This is a genomic window from Marinococcus luteus, assembly GCF_034497705.1.
In the GTDB taxonomy this organism is placed as follows: Bacteria; Bacillota; Bacilli; order Bacillales; family Marinococcaceae; genus Marinococcus; species Marinococcus luteus_A.
Genome location: NZ_JAXRUV010000004.1, coordinates 182,976 through 201,490, shown reverse-complemented (window position 1 = coordinate 201,490; position 18,515 = coordinate 182,976). Strand labels below are relative to the sequence as shown.

The 18,515-nt window shown below is 47.3% G+C and carries 20 protein-coding genes; 14 read left to right on the top strand and 6 right to left on the bottom strand.

The window, feature by feature from the left end; all coding sequences use genetic code 11:
• The first annotated feature begins 120 nt into the window (after nt 1–120).
• The 4 genes from Q9M42_RS08870 (at nt 121) to Q9M42_RS08855 (ending at nt 2,363) form a co-directional block, all read left to right on the top strand.
• On the top strand, nt 121–429 hold the full coding sequence (locus Q9M42_RS08870) for a hypothetical protein (RefSeq protein WP_322526123.1): 309 nt from the start codon (nt 121–123) through the stop codon (nt 427–429).
• Between the two features lie 188 nt (nt 430–617).
• On the top strand, nt 618–926 hold the full coding sequence (locus tag Q9M42_RS08865; protein WP_322526122.1) for a hypothetical protein: 309 nt from the start codon (nt 618–620) through the stop codon (nt 924–926).
• Nucleotides 927–1,044: 118 nt separating this feature from the next.
• Complete coding sequence (locus Q9M42_RS08860; protein ID WP_322526121.1) at nt 1,045–1,893, top strand: phosphotransferase family protein; 849 nt, start codon at nt 1,045–1,047, stop codon at nt 1,891–1,893.
• Nucleotides 1,890–2,363 carry a GNAT family N-acetyltransferase gene (locus Q9M42_RS08855; protein ID WP_322526120.1) on the top strand — a complete coding sequence of 158 codons (474 nt, stop codon included), beginning with the start codon at nt 1,890–1,892 and terminating at the stop codon, nt 2,361–2,363. The genes Q9M42_RS08860 and Q9M42_RS08855 overlap by 4 nt, the downstream gene beginning before the upstream one ends.
• Nucleotides 2,364–2,400: 37 nt before the next feature.
• Here the strand turns inward: Q9M42_RS08855 and Q9M42_RS08850 are convergent, their stop codons facing one another.
• From Q9M42_RS08850 to Q9M42_RS08835, 4 genes are all read right to left on the bottom strand, one after another.
• Nucleotides 2,401–3,210 (bottom strand): ABC transporter ATP-binding protein, encoded by an 810-nt coding sequence (locus tag Q9M42_RS08850; RefSeq protein WP_322526119.1) that lies wholly within the window; start codon nt 3,208–3,210, stop codon nt 2,401–2,403.
• Nucleotides 3,211–3,239: 29 nt separating this feature from the next.
• The gene (locus Q9M42_RS08845; RefSeq protein ID WP_322526118.1) at nt 3,240–4,274 is read right to left on the bottom strand and encodes a FecCD family ABC transporter permease; all 1,035 of its coding nucleotides are present in this window, start codon (nt 4,272–4,274) and stop codon (nt 3,240–3,242) included.
• The gene (locus Q9M42_RS08840; protein WP_440972318.1) at nt 4,275–5,315 is read right to left on the bottom strand and encodes a FecCD family ABC transporter permease; all 1,041 of its coding nucleotides are present in this window, start codon (nt 5,313–5,315) and stop codon (nt 4,275–4,277) included.
• A gap of 164 nt (nt 5,316–5,479) precedes the next feature.
• Nucleotides 5,480–6,472, bottom strand: a complete 993-nt coding sequence (locus Q9M42_RS08835) for a LacI family DNA-binding transcriptional regulator (RefSeq protein WP_322526117.1) — start codon at nt 6,470–6,472, stop codon at nt 5,480–5,482.
• Between the two features lie 265 nt (nt 6,473–6,737).
• Here Q9M42_RS08835 and Q9M42_RS08830 point away from each other — a divergent pair, with 265 nt between their 5' ends.
• From Q9M42_RS08830 to Q9M42_RS08810, 5 genes are all read left to right on the top strand, one after another.
• Nucleotides 6,738–8,012, top strand: a complete 1,275-nt coding sequence (locus tag Q9M42_RS08830; protein WP_322526116.1) for an ABC transporter substrate-binding protein — start codon at nt 6,738–6,740, stop codon at nt 8,010–8,012.
• A gap of 71 nt (nt 8,013–8,083) precedes the next feature.
• Nucleotides 8,084–8,944, top strand: coding sequence for a carbohydrate ABC transporter permease (locus tag Q9M42_RS08825; protein WP_091615781.1), 861 nt, complete (start codon nt 8,084–8,086; stop codon nt 8,942–8,944).
• A 5-nt stretch (nt 8,945–8,949) separates the two neighbouring features.
• Nucleotides 8,950–9,771 (top strand): carbohydrate ABC transporter permease, encoded by an 822-nt coding sequence (locus Q9M42_RS08820; RefSeq protein ID WP_322526187.1) that lies wholly within the window; start codon nt 8,950–8,952, stop codon nt 9,769–9,771.
• A 51-nt stretch (nt 9,772–9,822) separates the two neighbouring features.
• Nucleotides 9,823–11,502, top strand: a complete 1,680-nt coding sequence (locus tag Q9M42_RS08815) for a glycoside hydrolase family 13 protein (RefSeq protein WP_322526115.1) — start codon at nt 9,823–9,825, stop codon at nt 11,500–11,502.
• Complete coding sequence (locus Q9M42_RS08810) at nt 11,499–13,019, top strand: glycoside hydrolase family 32 protein (protein ID WP_322526114.1); 1,521 nt, start codon at nt 11,499–11,501, stop codon at nt 13,017–13,019. Before Q9M42_RS08815 ends, Q9M42_RS08810 begins: the two co-directional genes overlap by 4 nt.
• A gap of 57 nt (nt 13,020–13,076) precedes the next feature.
• Here the strand turns inward: Q9M42_RS08810 and Q9M42_RS08805 are convergent, their stop codons facing one another.
• The gene (locus Q9M42_RS08805) at nt 13,077–13,985 is read right to left on the bottom strand and encodes a VOC family protein (RefSeq protein WP_322526113.1); all 909 of its coding nucleotides are present in this window, start codon (nt 13,983–13,985) and stop codon (nt 13,077–13,079) included.
• 239 nt (nt 13,986–14,224) lie between these two features.
• On the opposite strand from Q9M42_RS08805, the gene Q9M42_RS08800 reads away from it, so the two are divergent.
• Nucleotides 14,225–14,431: a hypothetical protein gene (locus Q9M42_RS08800; RefSeq protein ID WP_322526112.1), complete on the top strand. Its 207-nt coding sequence runs from the start codon at nt 14,225–14,227 to the stop codon at nt 14,429–14,431.
• 1 nt (nt 14,432) lies between these two features.
• Nucleotides 14,433–15,005 (top strand): Fic/DOC family protein, encoded by a 573-nt coding sequence (locus Q9M42_RS08795; protein WP_322526111.1) that lies wholly within the window; start codon nt 14,433–14,435, stop codon nt 15,003–15,005.
• 33 nt (nt 15,006–15,038) lie between these two features.
• Here the strand turns inward: Q9M42_RS08795 and Q9M42_RS08790 are convergent, their stop codons facing one another.
• Nucleotides 15,039–15,674, bottom strand: coding sequence for a YitT family protein (locus tag Q9M42_RS08790; protein WP_322526110.1), 636 nt, complete (start codon nt 15,672–15,674; stop codon nt 15,039–15,041).
• A 153-nt stretch (nt 15,675–15,827) separates the two neighbouring features.
• On the opposite strand from Q9M42_RS08790, the gene Q9M42_RS08785 reads away from it, so the two are divergent.
• From Q9M42_RS08785 to Q9M42_RS08775, 3 genes are all read left to right on the top strand, one after another.
• Nucleotides 15,828–16,277 carry an Lrp/AsnC family transcriptional regulator gene (locus tag Q9M42_RS08785; protein WP_322526109.1) on the top strand — a complete coding sequence of 150 codons (450 nt, stop codon included), beginning with the start codon at nt 15,828–15,830 and terminating at the stop codon, nt 16,275–16,277.
• A gap of 89 nt (nt 16,278–16,366) precedes the next feature.
• Complete coding sequence (locus Q9M42_RS08780) at nt 16,367–17,326, top strand: AAA family ATPase (protein ID WP_322526186.1); 960 nt, start codon at nt 16,367–16,369, stop codon at nt 17,324–17,326.
• Nucleotides 17,323–18,507 (top strand): DUF58 domain-containing protein, encoded by a 1,185-nt coding sequence (locus Q9M42_RS08775; protein WP_322526108.1) that lies wholly within the window; start codon nt 17,323–17,325, stop codon nt 18,505–18,507. Before Q9M42_RS08780 ends, Q9M42_RS08775 begins: the two co-directional genes overlap by 4 nt.
• Nucleotides 18,508–18,515 lie beyond the last annotated feature (8 nt).

Here is an 18,515-nt window from a genome sequence, read left to right as displayed (position 1 = left end):
AAAGTAAAATAAGCTGCTTTCAAAAAATAAACAGACTAATGTCACATACCCTGTATACCGTCATTGTATACGACGAAATGAAACAATGTTGCAAATAACCGCAGAAAGGGGTCTATCCTCATGCAGGAATTCCGTCTCACAAAAATAAAGCTCGAACATTCAGCTGAAACGATCAATATTTCACGGGGGTCGCTGACCATTTATGACGACAAAGCCAGTATATGGTATGCCGAAATTGAACAGCCTTCAGAGGTGGAATTATTACATGAATGGAAGAAAAAAGACACAGAAGAAGAAGTGATGTTTTTTACTGAGGGCCACAGCGCAAGAATCGGCTTCGCTAAAGTAACAAGGGTAACAGAAAGCAGCTCGGGAGTGAGTGTGAGCTTTAAAGGAAATGGAGAACTGCAGCTAGTGGAAAGCAAATAATAGCAATAATACCGGTGTGGGCTGAACGAACGCCTGTAAGAGTTACTCTGCGCACACTAAAGAGCTGAAAAACATGTAAGCGCTTTAAATTACTTTTAAAATGTGTGAAAATAGGGAAAAGTATAAAAACAATAAAACACAGAGCCCGGAATGGAAGTCTTTGGAACTCATTAAGGGGGGCGTTACCGATGAAAGAGTATCGCTTAACGAGGCTAAAGTTTGAACACGCACAAACACCATTGACGTTCGATAAAGGACTTTTAACTGTATATGATTACGAGCCGGCAGAAGTGTGGTATGTAGAGCTGGAAAACCCTCATCATATCGAGCTGTTTGAAGAAATGTATGAGAACTGTGATGTACGCAGCATGATTTTTTATACGGAGCGAAACAGCGCACGGATTGGCAAAGCAAACATTACCAGGGTATTAAAAAGTGACGGGAAAGTAAGCGTCAGTATTAAGGGCGAAGAAGCATTAAAGCTTGTAGGAAGTTAAACAACCGGTACCCGGGAAGTGTCCCGGGTCTTTTTTTGCCCTGCGGGCAAAAAAACAGGTTCCGGAAAGGGCTGAACGGGAAAGAAAAAAGCAGAACACACAGAATGGAAGATGACACATGCTGATAGATGTAAAAAAGGAATGGGAAAAAATCATTGGCCCGTTCGCGAGCGAGCGTCTGACGGGAGGGTTCAGCCACCACACCTTTTTGGTTACCCAGACGTCGGGACAGCTTGTATTGAAAATTGAGAAAGGACGCGGCGGCTATCTGCGCAGGGAGTATGAAGTGCTCGAACAGCTGCGGGGCGGATCCTTTCTCCCGGCTCCAGCGGGCTGTCTGGAATCAGAGGGCTATTTTTCATTTATGCAAAGCTATCACCGCGGGGAAAATGTCTCTAAACTTCCGCCTCACTCTTCCTTCTGGCTTGAGGCCTATAAAAAGCTTGCTGCCGTGCTTGCTTCTGAGGTGCACAGCCGTTCTGGGAAGGTCCGGGAGTATGACCGGAATGCAGAGCCCTTGCAGCTGGGTATAGATACGCTCCCTCCACGGAGCATGCATCAGCGGGCTGTAGAAGCCTGGGAGGCACGGACACCTGGGGAAATTACGTTTGTTCACGGAGATGCGGGGCCGCATAATATGATTCTGAACGAAAACCATAGAGCAGTCCTGATCGATTGGGAGTGGGCCGGATGGAACGATCCGATGATAGACATCAGCTGGGCATTATGGAACGCAGCATTCCATGCCCCTGAAAGATACAGCGAACTCCGGCGTGCATTTTTAGAGACGTACGTAAGTATTCGTACAATGAATATTACAGAAGACAATATTAAAGCCTACAGTCTTGCTGTGATTTACCGGGCGCTTGGCCGGGTAAAACGTTCTCCGGAAGCTATTCAGCGCCGATGGATCAAACGGCTGGAATGGACATTGACCAGCAACTGGGAAAAGGGGGAAACGCTGTGAACATTCAACCAATGAAGGAAATTGACTGGCAGAAGAAAAAGGATTTTTTTACCACCTGCTGGGAAACAAATGAGATGCATGTTAATAATCAAACGTATGTACTGCCGGAGCTTGAAGGATTCTGTGTCCAGGAGGAGGGTGTACTTGTCGCAGCGATTACTTATACATACGAAGGCAGCATCGGTTTAATTGTGTCTCTAGACAGCATAATTGAGAAACAGGGACATGCGAGCCACCTGCTTATGCATACAGAAGAGTATTTAAAAAAGGCGGGAGTGGAAGACCTGCGGGTCGTTATTACAAATGAGAATGAATACGCACTTCGTTTTTACCGGCGCCGGGGATTTCAGCTGGCGAGTGTACATGTTGATGCTGCGAGGAGAGCCCGGGAGGATAAGCCCTCCATTCCGCTTGTTGGTGTAAACGGAATAACAATCCGGGATGAGTGGCATTTAAGAAAATGGTTGTAGCAAAAGAGAGCCGGCATAATAATGCACGGCTCTCTTTTTAGGATCCAAATATTGGGGAAGCTGCCTGGTCCTCGCATAAATTATAAGGAAGACAGAGCGGCATTCCAGAACGGGGATCTTTAATAATGTCGCTTTTAATACCAAACACTTTTTCGATAATTCCTGCTTCCATCACTTCGTGAGGCGTGCCGGTCTTTACAACATTGCCGTGTTTGATGGCGACAATATGGTGGGCGTAGCGGCTGGCATGATTCAAATCATGCACGACCATTACGATTGTCCGGTGCTCCTGTACATTTAGTTTTTCAAGAATGTTCAGCACTTCCATCTGATGGGCCATATCAAGAAAGGTGGTAGGCTCATCCAGGAACAGGGTTTCGGTTTCCTGTGCCAGAGCCATGGCAATCCATGCCCGCTGGCGCTGCCCGCCGGATAAATGATCAATTGGGCGGTTGGCGAATTCACGCATGCCGGTGATTTCAATTGCCCAGCCGATCATTTCTTTATCATGGGCTTTTAAGGAACCAAAGCCGCGCTGATGGGGGGCCCGCCCGTACGTTACAAGCTCCGTAACCGTTAAGCCCTGCGGCGCTTCAGGGTTTTGAGGAAGAATGGCCATCTGTTTGGCGAGTTCTTTTGTTTTTTGGCTGTGAATGGAGCTGCCGTTTAAGTAAACGACGCCCTTCGAAGGCTTCATCAGCCTGGACAGTGCCTTAAGAATGGTAGACTTTCCGGAACCATTTGCGCCGACGAGCGCGGTAATTTTACCAGAAGGAATCTCAATATTTAAATCGTTTACGATTGTCTGCTGATCATAACCAATATGGAGTTGATCTGTTTCGATCATCGCATAAACATCCTTTCAGGGTGATAAAGTTAGACATTGCTTCTGGCAAGCAGGTATAGGAAATAAGGAGCGCCAATAACGGCAACGACAATTCCCGCATGAATTTCCGACGGTTGAATGATAGTACGGCCGAGTGTGTCCGCAAACAAAAGCAGAAGTCCACCGAGAAGCGCCGAGGCAGGGAGGGCAAGCGCATGATTGGGACCGATCAGCCTCCGTGCTATATGAGGAGCAATCAGTCCGACAAAGCCAATCCCGCCGCTGACAGAAACAGCCGATGCTGCAAGAGCTACCGAAGCGAAGGTGAGCATAAGGCGTTCTTTTTCCACCCGAAGGCCGAGCCCCTTTGCCATCTGTTCGCCGAACGTAAGAGTATCAAGAGCGCGCCACCGGTAATAAATGAAAATCGATAATATAATAAACCAGGGAAGAAATGAATATACATAAGGCCAGGTGGACCCGTAAATTCTTCCAGCCAGCCATATAGCGACAAAGTCAAACTGCTCCGGCTGCAGACGCAGCATAAGAACGGTCATCAGTGCATTCAACCCGGCAGCTACTGCAATGCCGGTCAGTATCATTCTCATCGGCACGAGTCCGAGCTGCCGGTCGTAGGCCAGGATATAAATTAATGCTGCAGCGAGCAGGCCGCCAAAAAGCGCGAATACCGGAAGTAAATACGGAGAAGCAGCATCAATCGAACTGAAAAACGAAATATATAAAACTACAAACAAACCGGCTCCAGTAGTAATACCGAGAATCCCCGGATCGGCCAGGCTGTTACGGGAGATTCCCTGCAGTACGCATCCTGAAACGGCAAGAGCCGCTCCGACAAGAAGAGCGAGCACGATCCGGGGCAGACGGAACTGAAATAGGACAAGATTCTGATTACTGTCTCCAAGCCCAAAGAGCGTCTTTAACACCTCGAACGGACCCAGCGGGGTAACCCCGGAATTCATGCTGAACAGCAGCACGATAAATATTAGAACGGCAAGGGAGCTGAATACGAAAATGCGTCGTCTGCGGCGCTTTCGTTCCCATTCACCGGAAAATATAGAATGCATTTAAAGCTCCCTCCTCTCGCGGCGCGCTATATATAAAAAGAACGGCACACCGATAAGCGCGAATAAAGAGCCGAGAGGGGTTTCGTACGGCGGATTAATAATCCGGGCACCGATATCAGCAAGTGACATAAAAATCCCGCCCACCAAGATAGAGCACGGAATGATAGCCCGGTAGTCGACTCCTACGAAAAACCGGACGACGTGAGGTATAACGAGACCGACAAATCCGATAGGGCCAGCAATGGACACGGCAATGCCGGCGAGAAACAAAACGGCAAGTGTACAGAGTAATTTGATCAGCCCGACACGCTGCCCAAGACCCGAAGCGATATCATCCCCAAGGCTTAAAATAGTGACAGACCTCGATAGGGCGACTGCAAATACAAGCGCTCCCCCCATCCACGGGAGTGCTGGCAGCAGCTGTTCCCACCGGACGCCGGACAATCCGCCGGCATACCAGAAAGCAATATCCTGGCTGAGATCAAAGTGAATGGCGATGCCTTCACTTAACGCAGTGAACAGAGCGTTAATCGCCGCCCCGGCAAGCACCATGCGAAGAGGCGTCAGGCCGATGCGTGAAAGCGAAGCAATGCCAAAAATCAGCCCCATGCTGATCGCCGCGCCTAAAAAAGAAAAAACGATCAACAGGTTATAAGAAAGGCCCGGCAGAAATGCAAAACAGATCGCCACCATAAAAATTGAACCTGCGTTGATACCGAGAATCCCGGATTCGGCCAGTGGATTTCTTGTCATTCCCTGCATAATGGCTCCGGCTACGGCGAAGCAGGCGCCGACAATAATATCTGCGATAGCCCTTGGAAGACGAAGCTCGCGGATCACGACGTGATCATTTAGGGAAGCGTCGTAGTGAAACAATGCGTTCCAAACAGTACCAATTTCCACGTCTGCAGCACCGACAGAAATTGAAAGCAAAAAAATAAATCCAAGTATAGGAAGGCCGACAATAAACATTAGTACAGCTGTTACAGGACGTGAAGTAATATCTTCTTTATAGCTGGAGGGTTCCGTTTGTTGACGCATGTTATATCCTCTTTCAACATTAAAAAATCATTCAGTAGTGATAATCATTATCAATCAATATTTATCATATCAGTTGAATTTCTTTCTGTCCACGTTTTCCTGTATAAGCAGGACAAATAAAACAACTTCCGCCTTTTTCAAGAGGGAAGTTGTTTTATTATTTTTCAGGTAGTATCACCTTTAATCAACTGCACGTCGAGGACAATGTTTTGATTATGTTTCTCATCTTCCTGTCGTTCAATATTATTGATTAAGGAAAAAGCAAGCGCTTCTCCCAATCTATCGAGTGGCTGCTGAATGGTTGTTAGCCTGGGTGTCTGCAGCATACGGGTAAAGCTGTGATTGTCATAGCCGATAATTTTAAGTTCATCAGGTACATGAATATGATGTCTTGAGGCATAAACATATAACGCGTACGCCAGCAGATCGTTACTGCAGAAGATGCCGTCATAATTTTTAAGAATAGTACTGATCTGTTCTTTAATAAATTTATAATTATCTTCAAAGGTCGCTTCAATATAGGCACCTTCGATACTCATATAAGCAACGCCTGCTTTCATAGCCGTTAATTCAAAGGCGTCCTTGCGGCGGTTGGCTAGCAAGTCGTATTCAAGCGGCCCCGAAATATGAAGGATTTTTTTGCACCCGCTCTCAATGAGGTGTCTGGTGGCAATCTCTCCGCCTTGATAGTTATCACTGGCGACGTAAGGAATAGAAGGGGAAATCACGCGGTCAAAGGAGATGACCGGCATTTCTTCATGTTCATATTTTTCGGTAGACAATGTATGACTGCAAACAATAATACCATCCGCCCGGTTCTGACGGAGCATATTTATATAATTGGCTTCCTTTTCGGCATCGTGCAGAGAATTACAGACGATGATTTTGTAATGCCGGTCAATTGCGTAAGCTTCAATTTCATTAATCAGCTCAGAAAAGAATGGATGTGCGAGGTCCGGCACAATCACGCCGATTAATCCCGAACGGCTGCGCTGCAGCGACCGGGCGATCTGATTCGGCTGATAATCGAGCTCCTGCATAGCTTTTTCCACCCGGCTTCTTGTCTCTTTTCCAATATAGCCCCGGTTGTTCATGACTCTTGAAACAGTAGTTACGGAAACCCCTGATAGTTTCGCGACATCTTTAATACTGGACATAAATACGTTCTCTCCTTCTGGCAAGCAATCTCCTGTTTATATTATAACTTATTTCCGGATCGGTCATTTTATGAAAACGTTAACTTATGCTTTGTGATTAAATAATCCATGAAAAATGCTTATTTGTAAAGATTTTATTGAAGATAAAAGTAGAAATAAAGAATAATATGACAATTTTTATGAAAACGTTTGACATATATTTTTAAATACGTATAATGCAATTTGAAAGCACTTACAAAAATGAATGCATAAGGGAGTGTGCACCGTGAAAAAACCTGCCCTCTGTTTAATCGCTTTTTCAGCTTTAGGACTAGGCGGCTGCTCGTTTGAATCGTTTGGAGCAGATGATGACCGTACAGAAGTAGAAATCATGACGGGGAAAGTAGAAATTAACGATGCCTTTGAAGAACTGGCCAGGGAATACGAAGAAGAAAACCCGGATGTGAAAATTCAAATTACGAGCGTGGGCGGAGGGTCGGACTACCTGGGCACGCTGAAATCGCGTTTTTCTTCGGGAGATGCCCCGGATGTATTTAGCGTAGCGGGCCCCAGGGAGCTGCAGCAGTTTGATCAGTATGTGAAGGATTTATCGGACACGGAATCAGCTGAAACAGCTCTTGACGGCTCCCTCGAGCAGGTAAGTGAAGGGGAGAAAGTGTACGGGCTGCCTTTCAATTATGAAGGCTATGGATTGATTTATAACAAGCGGATTTTTGAAGAGGCAGGAGTTAATGCTGACGAAATTCAGTCATATGAAGATTTAGAAGCAGCGGTGCAGACAATGGACAGTCAGAAGGAAGAGCTGGGGATTGACGGAGTATTTGCTTTTCCGGGCAAAGAAGGATGGGTTATCGGCGGTGATCTGGCCAACGCCTATCTCTCTCCCGAATTTGATGAGAGTGGGACAAAAGCATATGAGGCAGAAACCGTAGATTTTGAACGTGAAGATGAATATCAGCGGATGTTTGATCTTCAGGCGGAAAATTCGATCACGCCGGTTCTCAGTATGAGCTATGCCCAGCAGGTGGAGGAATATTTTGCCCAGGGTGATGCTGCTATTATCCAGCAGGGGAACTGGGTGTACCCGTCACTTGCTCAGGCAGATGAAGAGTTTGCAAACGAAGATATAGGCATGATGCCTATTCCGGTGGAAGGGCATGAAGGAGAAATACCGGTCGGCGTCCCAAACTATTGGGCAGTAAACAAGGATAACGATGATCAAAGCACCCAGGAAGCAGAGGCATTTCTGGACTGGATGAATAATTCCGAAGCCGGCAAGGATGCCGTGATGAATGACTTTAACTTTGTGCCTGCCTATGAAGGCTATGATACATCGCAGATTTCTGATCCATTATCCCAGCAGGTAAATGAAAGCATTGAAAATGATGAAACACTGAACTGGATTAAGCTGAGTTTCCCAAATGCATGGGACGGTTTCATCGGCTCTCAAATGCAGCGTTACTTGAGCGGCGATTATACATGGGACGAAGCGATAGAAGCTTCGAAGGAAGAATGGAAGGAAGAACGGGCCACGGAGTAGGCGAGAGAAACCCGGCTCTTCAATAAAGAATATAAATCAGGCACATTTCAAGCAATGTCAGGAGGAATACGATGAATGATCGCAGTTTAGCATATTGGTTGTTTTTAGCCCCGGTATTGATTGCTCTCGGAGCAGTGGTGATCGTTCCGTTCTTATACGGATTCGGCTTGTCATTTACCAACTGGAACGGGGTGTCGATCAGCAGCTTCGTCGGACTGGAAAACTACATCAGCCTGTTTCAGGACGGGGAATTCCGCAACGCCTTTTGGTTCACACTTTTATTTGCTGTCGCAACAGTCATATTACTGAATGTTTTTGGTCTCGGTCTTGCTTTGCTCGTGACCAGAAGTTTAAAAAGCAGCAATTTGCTTAGAACCGTTTTCTTTATGCCGAATCTGATCGGGGGGTTGATTCTTGGTTTCATCTGGCAGTTTATTTTTGTGAACGTGTTCAGTGAAGTAGGCACAGCCCTAAATATCGAAGCTATGCAGGGGTGGCTGTCTACAACTGCTACCGGCTTCTGGGGCCTGGTTATTCTTACCGCCTGGCAGATGTCCGGCTATATCATGGTTATCTATATTGCTTATCTGCAGAGCATCCCCGGTGACTTGATTGAAGCTTCAAAAATTGACGGGGCAGGAGCTTTTGAGCGTTTTAAAAGTATTTTGTTTCCTTTGCTCGCCCCGGCCTTTACGGTCAGTATGTTTTTAACGCTTTCGACCGGATTTAAGCTTTACGATCAAAATTTGTCACTGACAAATGGCGGTCCGTTCGATTCGACCCAGATGCTCGCCATGGACATTGTGCGGACGGCCTTCGTGGAAAATGATATGGCTTACGCTCAGGGTAAAGCAGTAATTTTCTTTATCATTGTGACAGCGATCGCACTTGCCCAGGTTTACTACAACAAACGCCGGGAGGTTGAAATGTAATGAGTATGTCCAAAGCCGAAAAGCGCAGACTGGTACCGCTCGAAATTGCAGGAATAGTCCTCGGAATACTTTGGTTGATCCCTTTTTATCTGATGCTTACCAACGCTTTTAAAACGCCGGACGGTATTTTTGAAAGCGTGATGGCTCTGCCCGGCACCTTTGTATGGCAGAATTTCGTTACCGCCTTTCAAGAGCTAGACTTTCTCAAATCCTTATTTAATTCTGTTATGATTACGGGTGTGAGTATTGCTGTTATCATCATATTTTCATCGATGGCCGCCTACGCGCTCGCCCGGAATCCGAGCAGACTGAGTACGACACTATTGTTTGTATTCGTTGCTGCTATGCTTATTCCGTTTCAGTCCGTGATGATTCCACTCACGTCGATTTTTGGCCAGATAAACATGATGAATGGAGCGGGACTGATCTTCATGTATCTTGGATTCAGCTCGAGTCTGGCAATATTTTTATACCACGGGGCGCTCAAAAGCATTCCAAAATCGATGGATGAAGCAGCAATTATTGACGGGGCGAATCGCTTTCAAATGTTTTGGTTAGTCATCTTTCCGTTGTTAAAGCCGATCACAGTGACTGTGGCTATTTTGAATGTCATCTTTATATGGAACGACTACCTGCTTCCATCACTGGTGCTTGGCGAGGCTAATGCAACGATCCCACTGAAAATGTTCTATTTCTTCGGCCAGTATACGACTCAGTGGCATCTAGCGCTTGCTGGTCTTGTGCTTGCGGTGCTTCCGGTTATTATTTTCTACTTTTTAGCTCAAAAACAAATTATCGAAGGGGTATCGGAAGGCGCAGTGAAATAGTTAGCTGTGCTGCCCCGCAGAAATTTTATGAACACAGGAGGTATCTGAACAATGGAGCAGGCATGGTGGAAGGAAACGGTTGTCTATCAAATTTACCCGAGAAGCTTCATGGATGCAGACGGGGACGGCGTCGGCGATATTCCAGGGATTATTTCGAAGCTCGACTATCTCCAGGAGCTGGGCATTGGTGTAATCTGGGTATGTCCGGTATATGCATCACCTAATGACGATAACGGGTACGATATCAGTGATTATCAGGCGATTATGCCGGAGTTTGGGACGATGCAGGATTTTGACAGGCTGCTCGGGGAAGTTCACCAGCGGGGGATGCGCCTGATCATGGATTTGGTCATTAATCATACGTCCGATGAGCATCCATGGTTTGTGGAGTCTCGTTCTTCCAAAGAGAGTGAATACCGGGACTATTACATCTGGCGGCAGCCGGAAAACGGTCAGGAGCCAAATAATTGGGGGTCCATTTTTGAAGGGTCGGCCTGGGAATGGGACGAGCATACCAAAGAGTATTTTCTGCATATTTTCTCCCGTAAGCAGCCGGACCTGAACTGGGAAAACCCGGATGTCCGCCGTGATCTGTACGATATGGTCAACTGGTGGCTCGATAAAGGAATTGATGGATTTCGCATAGATGCTATTTCCCATATTAAAAAGAAACCCGGCCTTCCCGACGTGCCAAATCCGAATAATGAAGACTATCCACCTTCCTTCGAGGGGCATTTAAACCAGCCGGGCATTCAAACATATCTTGAGGAACTGAAGAAAGAAACGTTCGATCATTACGATATAATGACCGTCGGAGAAGCCAATGGAGTAACAATTGAAGAAGCGGACGCATGGGTTGGGGAGACAAACGGCAAATTTAATATGATTTTTCAATTTGACCACGTTGATTTATGGGGGAAAGGCATCGACAGCCGGCCGGACATTTTTGCCTTGAAAGAAATTTTTGCTAAGTGGCAGAAGGGGCTGGACGGTGTCGGATGGAACGCTTTGTTTTTAGAGAATCATGACCTGCCGCGTTCAATATCTACATGGGGAGACGCGGATAACTATTGGTATGAAACGGCTACGGGGCTCGCCACGATGTATTTTTTCATGCAGGGAACCCCGTTCATTTATCAGGGGCAGGAGATCGGTATGACCAACGTCGAATTCCCTTCCATTGAAGATTACAATGATATTGCCATTCGGAACCTTTACCATAAGGAGCGCCAGGCAGGAATGCCGCATGAAGACATTATGAAAACAATCTGGAAAACCGGCCGCGACAACTCCCGCACTCCGATGCAGTGGGACAGCAGTCCGGGCGCCGGCTTTACGACAGGCACGCCCTGGCTGAAGGTTAATCCGAATTATTCTACGATTAACGTCGAACAGGAAAAAAAGAGATCCCCGTCTGTATTTACTTACTATCAAACATTAATACGGCTGCGACAGAAATGGAAAACGCTTGTATACGGTTCATTTGACCTTGCGCTTCCAGATCACCCGCAGATTATGGCATATATAAGAACTCTTGAGGATACCAAAATGCTTATTATGGTGAATCTGTACGACACTAAAACAAGCTGTGAGCTCCCGGGTGAATTTGCAGCTCAGGCTCCGGACCTGATATTAAATAATTACGGAGAGGCCTGGACAAAGGGAACAAAGGAAATCATGCTGCGACCGTTTGAAGCTGTCGTTTATGCTTTAGGAGGTGGCGATGCATGAATCATCAGCAGCGAATAAACGAAGCAGTGAAAGGCGTTACGTCCATACAAAAGAAAAACAACAAGGAGTACTGGCGTCCCGCCTTTCACATTACAGCGCCTGTATCATGGATGAACGATCCCAACGGCTTCAGCATGTTTAAAGACGAATATCATTTGTTTTATCAGTACCATCCTTACTCGCCGGAATGGGATAACATGCACTGGGGCCATGTTAAAAGTCCGGATCTTGTTCATTGGCAGCATCTTCCGCCCGCGCTGGCGCCAAGCGAACCCTATGATATAGATGGCTGCTTTTCGGGAAGTGCCGTGGAGGCGGACGGACAGTTAGTCTTAATGTATACAGGTAATGTGTGGACGGGCCCGGACCCGGATGAAGACTTAAAGCAGGTTCAGTGTCTGGCTACAAGTACAGATGGTCTCCGGTTTGAAAAGAGCTTTCACAATCCTGTTATATCAGAAGCCCCTGAAGAAGGAGCACATCCGAATCATTTCCGGGACCCAAAAGTTTGGAGAGAAGATGATTATTATTATGCAGTGCTTGGCTCCCGGACAGAAGACAACATTGGCCAGGCGCTTCTCTACCGGTCGGAAAATCTTCTGGAGTGGGAATTTATGAACATACTGGCAGCAGGCCGGGGGAATATGGGCTACATGTGGGAGTGTCCGGATCTTTTCCGGCTTGACGGTTTTGACGTGCTAGTGATGTCTCCGCAGGGCGTGCTCCCGGAAGGGGACAGGTATCATAATCTGCATCAGGCGGTCTTTGCCGTCGGTGACCTGGATATTGAGGAGGGAACGTTTGATTTTGACGTCTTCCATCCGCTCGATCACGGTTTTGATTTTTACGCCCCGCAGACAACGCTGGACCGCTTTGGGCGCAGAATCGTTATCGGATGGTTTGCGATGTGGGAAAGTGATATGCCGGAAAAAGAAGAGTTGTGGGCTGGTGCGATGAGCCTGCCACGCGTTTTATCCTGTGCAGCAGGCCAATGGAAAAGCCGTCCTCTGCCGGAAATGGCGGACCTGCGCGGTGAAGAAGTGAAGCACCGCGGCGTCATCGTTGAAAATGAAGGACAGATGGAAGGTGTCGAAGGAAAATGTCTGGAGCTTCAGGTGGTTATAGATCCGCTCAAGGCAGAGCAATGTGGTTTGGACCTTCTCGCAAATGAAAGTACAGGGGAAAAAACGAAGCTTGTATATAATACACGCGAGCAAAAAATAACGCTTGATCGTGAAAAATCCGGCTGGGGCCCCGGCGGGACACGAACGACAGACGTTTCTTTGAAAAACGGCCTTTTGTATCTGCATATCTTTATCGATCACTCCACGGTAGAAGTATTTATGCAGGACGGGGAAAAGGTGATGAGCGCCCGCGTCTACCCGGCAGAAGCTTCTACCGGTGTCCGCTTTTTCGGAGACAGGGCAATAGAGCTGGTTGAAGTCCGGAAATGGGAGCTTTCAAAAAGTATATCGACCGCAGCGGTTGATATGCAGCTGCTATCAAAAAATGAATAATAAAAGCAGCCGTATTTTTCAGGTACGGCTGCTTTTTATCATGGCGCATGGCGAAAATTATTCGGTCAGCTGGACCATTTGAGCAGAGGACAGGACGGTATTTGGAGAATTTACGGTAAGGCATACGACAATGCCTGAAGGATCGGTGACGTATAAAGTATGTTCTTCGCGGTGAAATGGATAATCATCGGCCTCCAGCCTGTCGGCAATAGGCTCCAGAGCCCATTCAGAAGGAAGCACAAGCGTGTACATGTCGATTCCGGTATTTCGTATGGATGCTTTAGGCGCCTGGGCTCCGGCCCATGGGTTAAGCCCGATATGGTGATGATAGCCACCGGCAGCAACAAAAAAAGCAGGAAATTTCTGCGGGTCGGCGGTAAGTTCAAGTCCCAGCACCTCTACGTAAAAATGATAAGCCTCCTCCATGTCGTGCACATGAAGATGAACGTGTCCCATCACAGTTCCGGCAGGCAGGCCGTGCCACTGCGTATTTTCTCCCGTCTGAACCAGCTGTTGTTCATGCAGGGGACCCACGGTCATGTGCACGAATCCGTTGCTGTCGTACGTCCATTCTGTTCGGGGGCGGTCACGGTAAACCTCGATGCCGTTTCCATCCGGATCCGTCAGATAGAGAGCTTCGCTGACGCTGTGATCAGAGGCTCCGAACCGCTCGTCGATGCTGTGCAGATGACGAGTGAAAGCTCCCAGGGACGCACGGTCCGGAAGAAGAACAGCAAAGTGGTATAGCCCGGCATATGTGCGAGGGGGAGTGATCGAACCTTCCACTTCCCGAAGCATGACAAGAGGGAGTCCGTCTGAAGGCACGCCGAGAACAGCGGTAGAAGATGAGCGTTTGAGTATCTGGAGGCCGATCACATTTTCGTAATAAGCGGCGGCCCGGCCGATATCCTGCACCCTGAGCTGCACAGGCCCGATAGAAACATCGGGATCAATCACATTAGTCATGCGTGAACACTCCTCTAATTTTATTTTAGTATGCAGATGTATGTAGAGTTCATCATACTAGGAAAAGGCTCAGGCATGGAAGTACCCATTTTGAAGTGGTATAGTATCCCAAACGATACTAACGAAGGCTGCATCTGAATAAACGCTTAAAAAAGGATTTTCTTTTACCCTGGGCAGGAGAGAGCGGGAGGAAACGAGAAGAAAGCAAAATAGTTTCATTACAGGCAGGGGGGCAAACAATGCATGAAAAACACGGTTCGTCCGCAGTGGACAAATACAATTTCCCGGATACGCCCGAAGAACAGGAGCTTAAGAACGCAATTGTTTCTGCAGAAGTAGAAGGTTTTGTTTTTTCAGAAAAAGATATTGAAGCCGTACGTAAGCTCCGAGACGGGCAAATGACGATTAAAGAAGTGACAGCTTCTGTAGCGGAGGGGCGTTTATAATATGAGCGAATCCTATTACACGTATGGAGACAGCGGAGTGCTTATAAACAAAATGAATTTTCGGGAATCAGCCAAGGCAGAGAAAATCGAGCAGATTATTACAACGTACCGTCTGCAGCAGATGATGACAGCAAAAAAGGTGCTTGGATCCTTTGACGAAGAGCATATACGGCGTATTCACCGACGGCTGTTTTCTGATGTATACGCCTGGGCCGGGGAATTTCGGACGGTGGATCTTACTAAAGGAAGAACATCCTTTCTGCCTGCAGCATTTATCGACAGGGGTCTGCGTCATCTAAGAGACTCCGTACAGGAAAAAAATAAACTGGCGTACAAAGACAGGGAAGCTTTCGCTGAAGCCTTTGCCCCGGTTTATAATGACCTTAATCACATTCATCCATTCCGGGAAGGAAACGGCAGAACACAGCGGGAGTTCGTGCGCCAAATTGCCTGGCATCATGGCTTTGACATGAAGTACACGCCGCTCCAGCAGGAAAAGCTGTTTGAAGCTTCTGTGGCTGATGATGAAAAGAAAGCAGCTGAAGCACTGGCGGAGGGCCTGACTGAAAGCTGAAAAAGCAGCCTCCCACGGGAAGCTGCTTTTGATTTATTGTTTTTCGATCAGTACGCCCTGGCGTGAGGAACGCGGCTTCGCTTTAGGAATGGGCCTTGAAGCGGCGATTTTTCCTTTGGCTATGCTGAGCACAAAAGCAGTAGCGATAATGGAAAGTGTGGAATAAGCGCCTGCGATTAAGCCGACAGAAGCGAGCCCCACAGCTACTGCCAATATATCGAAGGATAAATTGACTTTGCCGGGGTTCCACTGGAGCCGGCGCTGAAGAAATAATGCCAGAATGTTAGCCCCGCCGAGCGAGGTGTTGTTCATAAATAATATTGATATGCCGGCTCCTATACTGATACCGCCGAAAATGGCTCCAGCAGCCGGATGGATACTGAAGGCAGGAAGAAAATAACTCAGGCTTGTCAGAGCGGAAAGCAGAGACACTGCGGCGATTGTATTCAGTGTGAATTTCCATCCCATATGCACAACAGAAAACACATAAAAAGGCAGGTTGATGATAAAAAACACAGCTGAAAAAGACAGTGGCAGGACGTAAGTTAAGCCGAGCGCAAGGCCCGCCGTACCTCCGGTGACTAAATCAGCGTGCTGGAGCAGGGTAATGCCGAAGGCAGCTAACAAACATCCGGCCAGGACTTGTAGTATATTGGTTATGTTTATCAACGGTCGTCTCTCCTTCAACAATAGGATACTTCTATTATAAGGAAAAATAATCCAAGTTTGAATATACATATGAAGGATAATTGTTTTAAAAATAGCAAAAATGAATACATAATAGATTTATTATATTCAAAAAGAAAGGTGAAGTGCATTTAAATGGATCATATTGATATAGAAATGCTTGAGATACTTCAGGAGGACGGAAGGATATCGGTAAGTGATTTATCCAAGAAATTAAATTTAAGCCGTCCAAGCGTTTCTGAACGAATGATCAGGCTGCAGGAGAGAGGGATTATTGATCACTTCAGTGCAGTGGTTTCACCGGAAGCCGTGGGCCGGGATACGCTTCTGATGATCCAGGTGAGCGAGCTGAAGGATACGATCCCCCGTTTTGAAAAAATGATTGCAGAGGATACACATGTACTTGAATGTCACCGGGTGACTGGGGAAGTAAGTTATTTTATTAAAGCAGCGGTAGAGGGGATGGACAGCCTGAGAGAGCTTGTTGATACCCTGATCTCCTACGGAAACATTAATACGTCAATTGTGTTGAAATCGCCGGTGGAGCGGAGGAAAATACTGCCCGAAAACCGGGAGCAGGAATAGTCGGTTTTCTTTCTAGGGGTGGGTAATTGTGATAAGATTAATATGATTTAGAGAGCGAGAGCATATAAAGTAGGGGGAGAAAGATATTGGTGAACGAACGTGAAGCTTTGCAGCGTGTCATCGAAAACGTGCAGCAGGTCGTGGTCGGAAAAAAAGCTGAAATCGAATTAAGCCTGACGGCGCTCCTGGCCCGCGGACATATCCTGCTTGAGGATGTGCCTGGCGTGGGGAAGACGATGATGGTGCGGGCAATTGCCAAATCCATTGGCGCGAGTTTTAAACGGATACAATTCACCCCGGATCTCCTCCCATCAGACGTTACAGGTGTGTCCATATATAATCAGCGGACGATGGAGTTTGAATTCCGGCCCGGCCCATTAATGGGAAACGTTCTGCTCGCAGACGAAATAAACCGTACTTCTCCGAAAACGCAGTCGGCCCTTCTCGAAGCGCTGGAGGAAAAAAGCGTGACAGTGGACGGCGAAACGAGGAATCTCGAACGTTTATTTTTTGTGATGGCCACCCAGAATCCAGTAGAGTACGGTGGGACGTATCCTCTGCCGGAAGCACAGCTCGATCGTTTCCTGTTTAAGCTCCGGCTCGGCTACCCAACCGAAGAGCAGGAGATAGAAGTGCTCGAGCGCGTGGAATTCACTCATCCGATTGACGAGCTTTCCTCCGTAATGAGTCTTGAAGACGTCCTGGAGGCGCAGGAGCACGTAAAAGATGTGCACGTGGACCAGTCAGTGAAACAGTATATTGTTTCTATCGTGCGGGAAAGCAGAAATCACCGCGATATTTATCTTGGCGTCAGTCCAAGAGGGTCAATTGCACTGATGAAGGTGTCGCAGGCATATGCTTTTGTGAGGGGAAGAGACTATGTGACTCCAGATGATGTGAAGTATCTTGCGCCATTTGTTATGGGGCACCGCCTTATTCTGCAGACAGACCAGCAGATGGCGGATAAAGACGGAGAAACTGTAGTGCGGGACATTTTATCGAGTGTTCGTGTACCGGCATCGGACAGTGATTCGGCGGTACGCCCATGACTCGGTTTTTAAAAATCGGAAAAAAAGTAATGCAGCTGGCAGCTGTTGTGGCTGCATTGGCTGTATTATTTATTTACGCTATGTTCCAGGGAGGCTTTGTCAGCTGGTTTTTATTTTACAGTGTGACGACTCTTGCGCTAATGCAATTATTATTGTTAATTTATCCACTTCGTTCTTTAAGGGCTGAGCGCAGGCTGACTGCTGAAATGCTTTCATTCAACGGCTCTGCAGAAGTCGACGTTACGCTGAAAAAAAGAATTCCACTTCCACTGATATATGTAAAGGTCCGGGATCACCAGCCGTACGGGCTCCGGGAATGGGAAACGTCCGCTGAAGCCCTGGTATTTCCTTTTTTTCAAAGGGAGGCCTCCTATTCCTACAGTATTAAAGGGAGACGGCGGGGAAAGCACACCATCGACTATCTCCGTGTTCGTTCCGGTGATCTGTTTGGCTTTGTGGAGAAGGATTATGACATTCCAGTTTCTTCTACGGTGGTGGTGCTTCCAAGAATGAGAAAATTAGCGAACTGGAATACAACGGCAGATAACTCCTCGGAAGCAGTATCGCTGTCGCAGCGACTGCAAAGCGAATCTGTGAATGTGGCAGGAGTCCGGGATTACACTCCTGGGGACCGGATGGCAAATATTGACTGGAAGGTAACAGCCCGGGCCGGAAAGCTTGTTACGAAAGAATTTGAAGCCGAAAAAGGAGAGGGTTATTTTCTGCTGCTTGAAAACGCCTTGGGTACCACATCAGAATCATTTGAAACCGCGGTAGAATTTGCTGCTTCTTTAACAGAGTATGCCTACCAGATGAAAATGCCGATTGGCTGCGGAGTTACCGCTTCTGAGCAGCTTTTGCAGCATCCCGGTACCTCGAAAGAGCATTTTCAGCGTATTTATCAGAGTCTGGCGTATGTGGAATTGAACACAGACACAGAGGCATCGCCGTTTTTACGTCAAACCCCAGGGCTCGAAGCGCTGATTTATGTTACCCCGGAACTTTCCGGAATTAGAATTAAAGAATTAAAACAGTGGGCCGAACAGAAACGATCTGTTATTGTAGCTCTCCTCCCTCATGAGAGCGGGTTCTCCCGCCACGAGGGGGTAGAAGCGCTGCGGCACACCAATATTCATATATACTATGTGCAGCCGGGCGAGGCTGGCTTTGAAGTGCTGTAAAGGAGGCA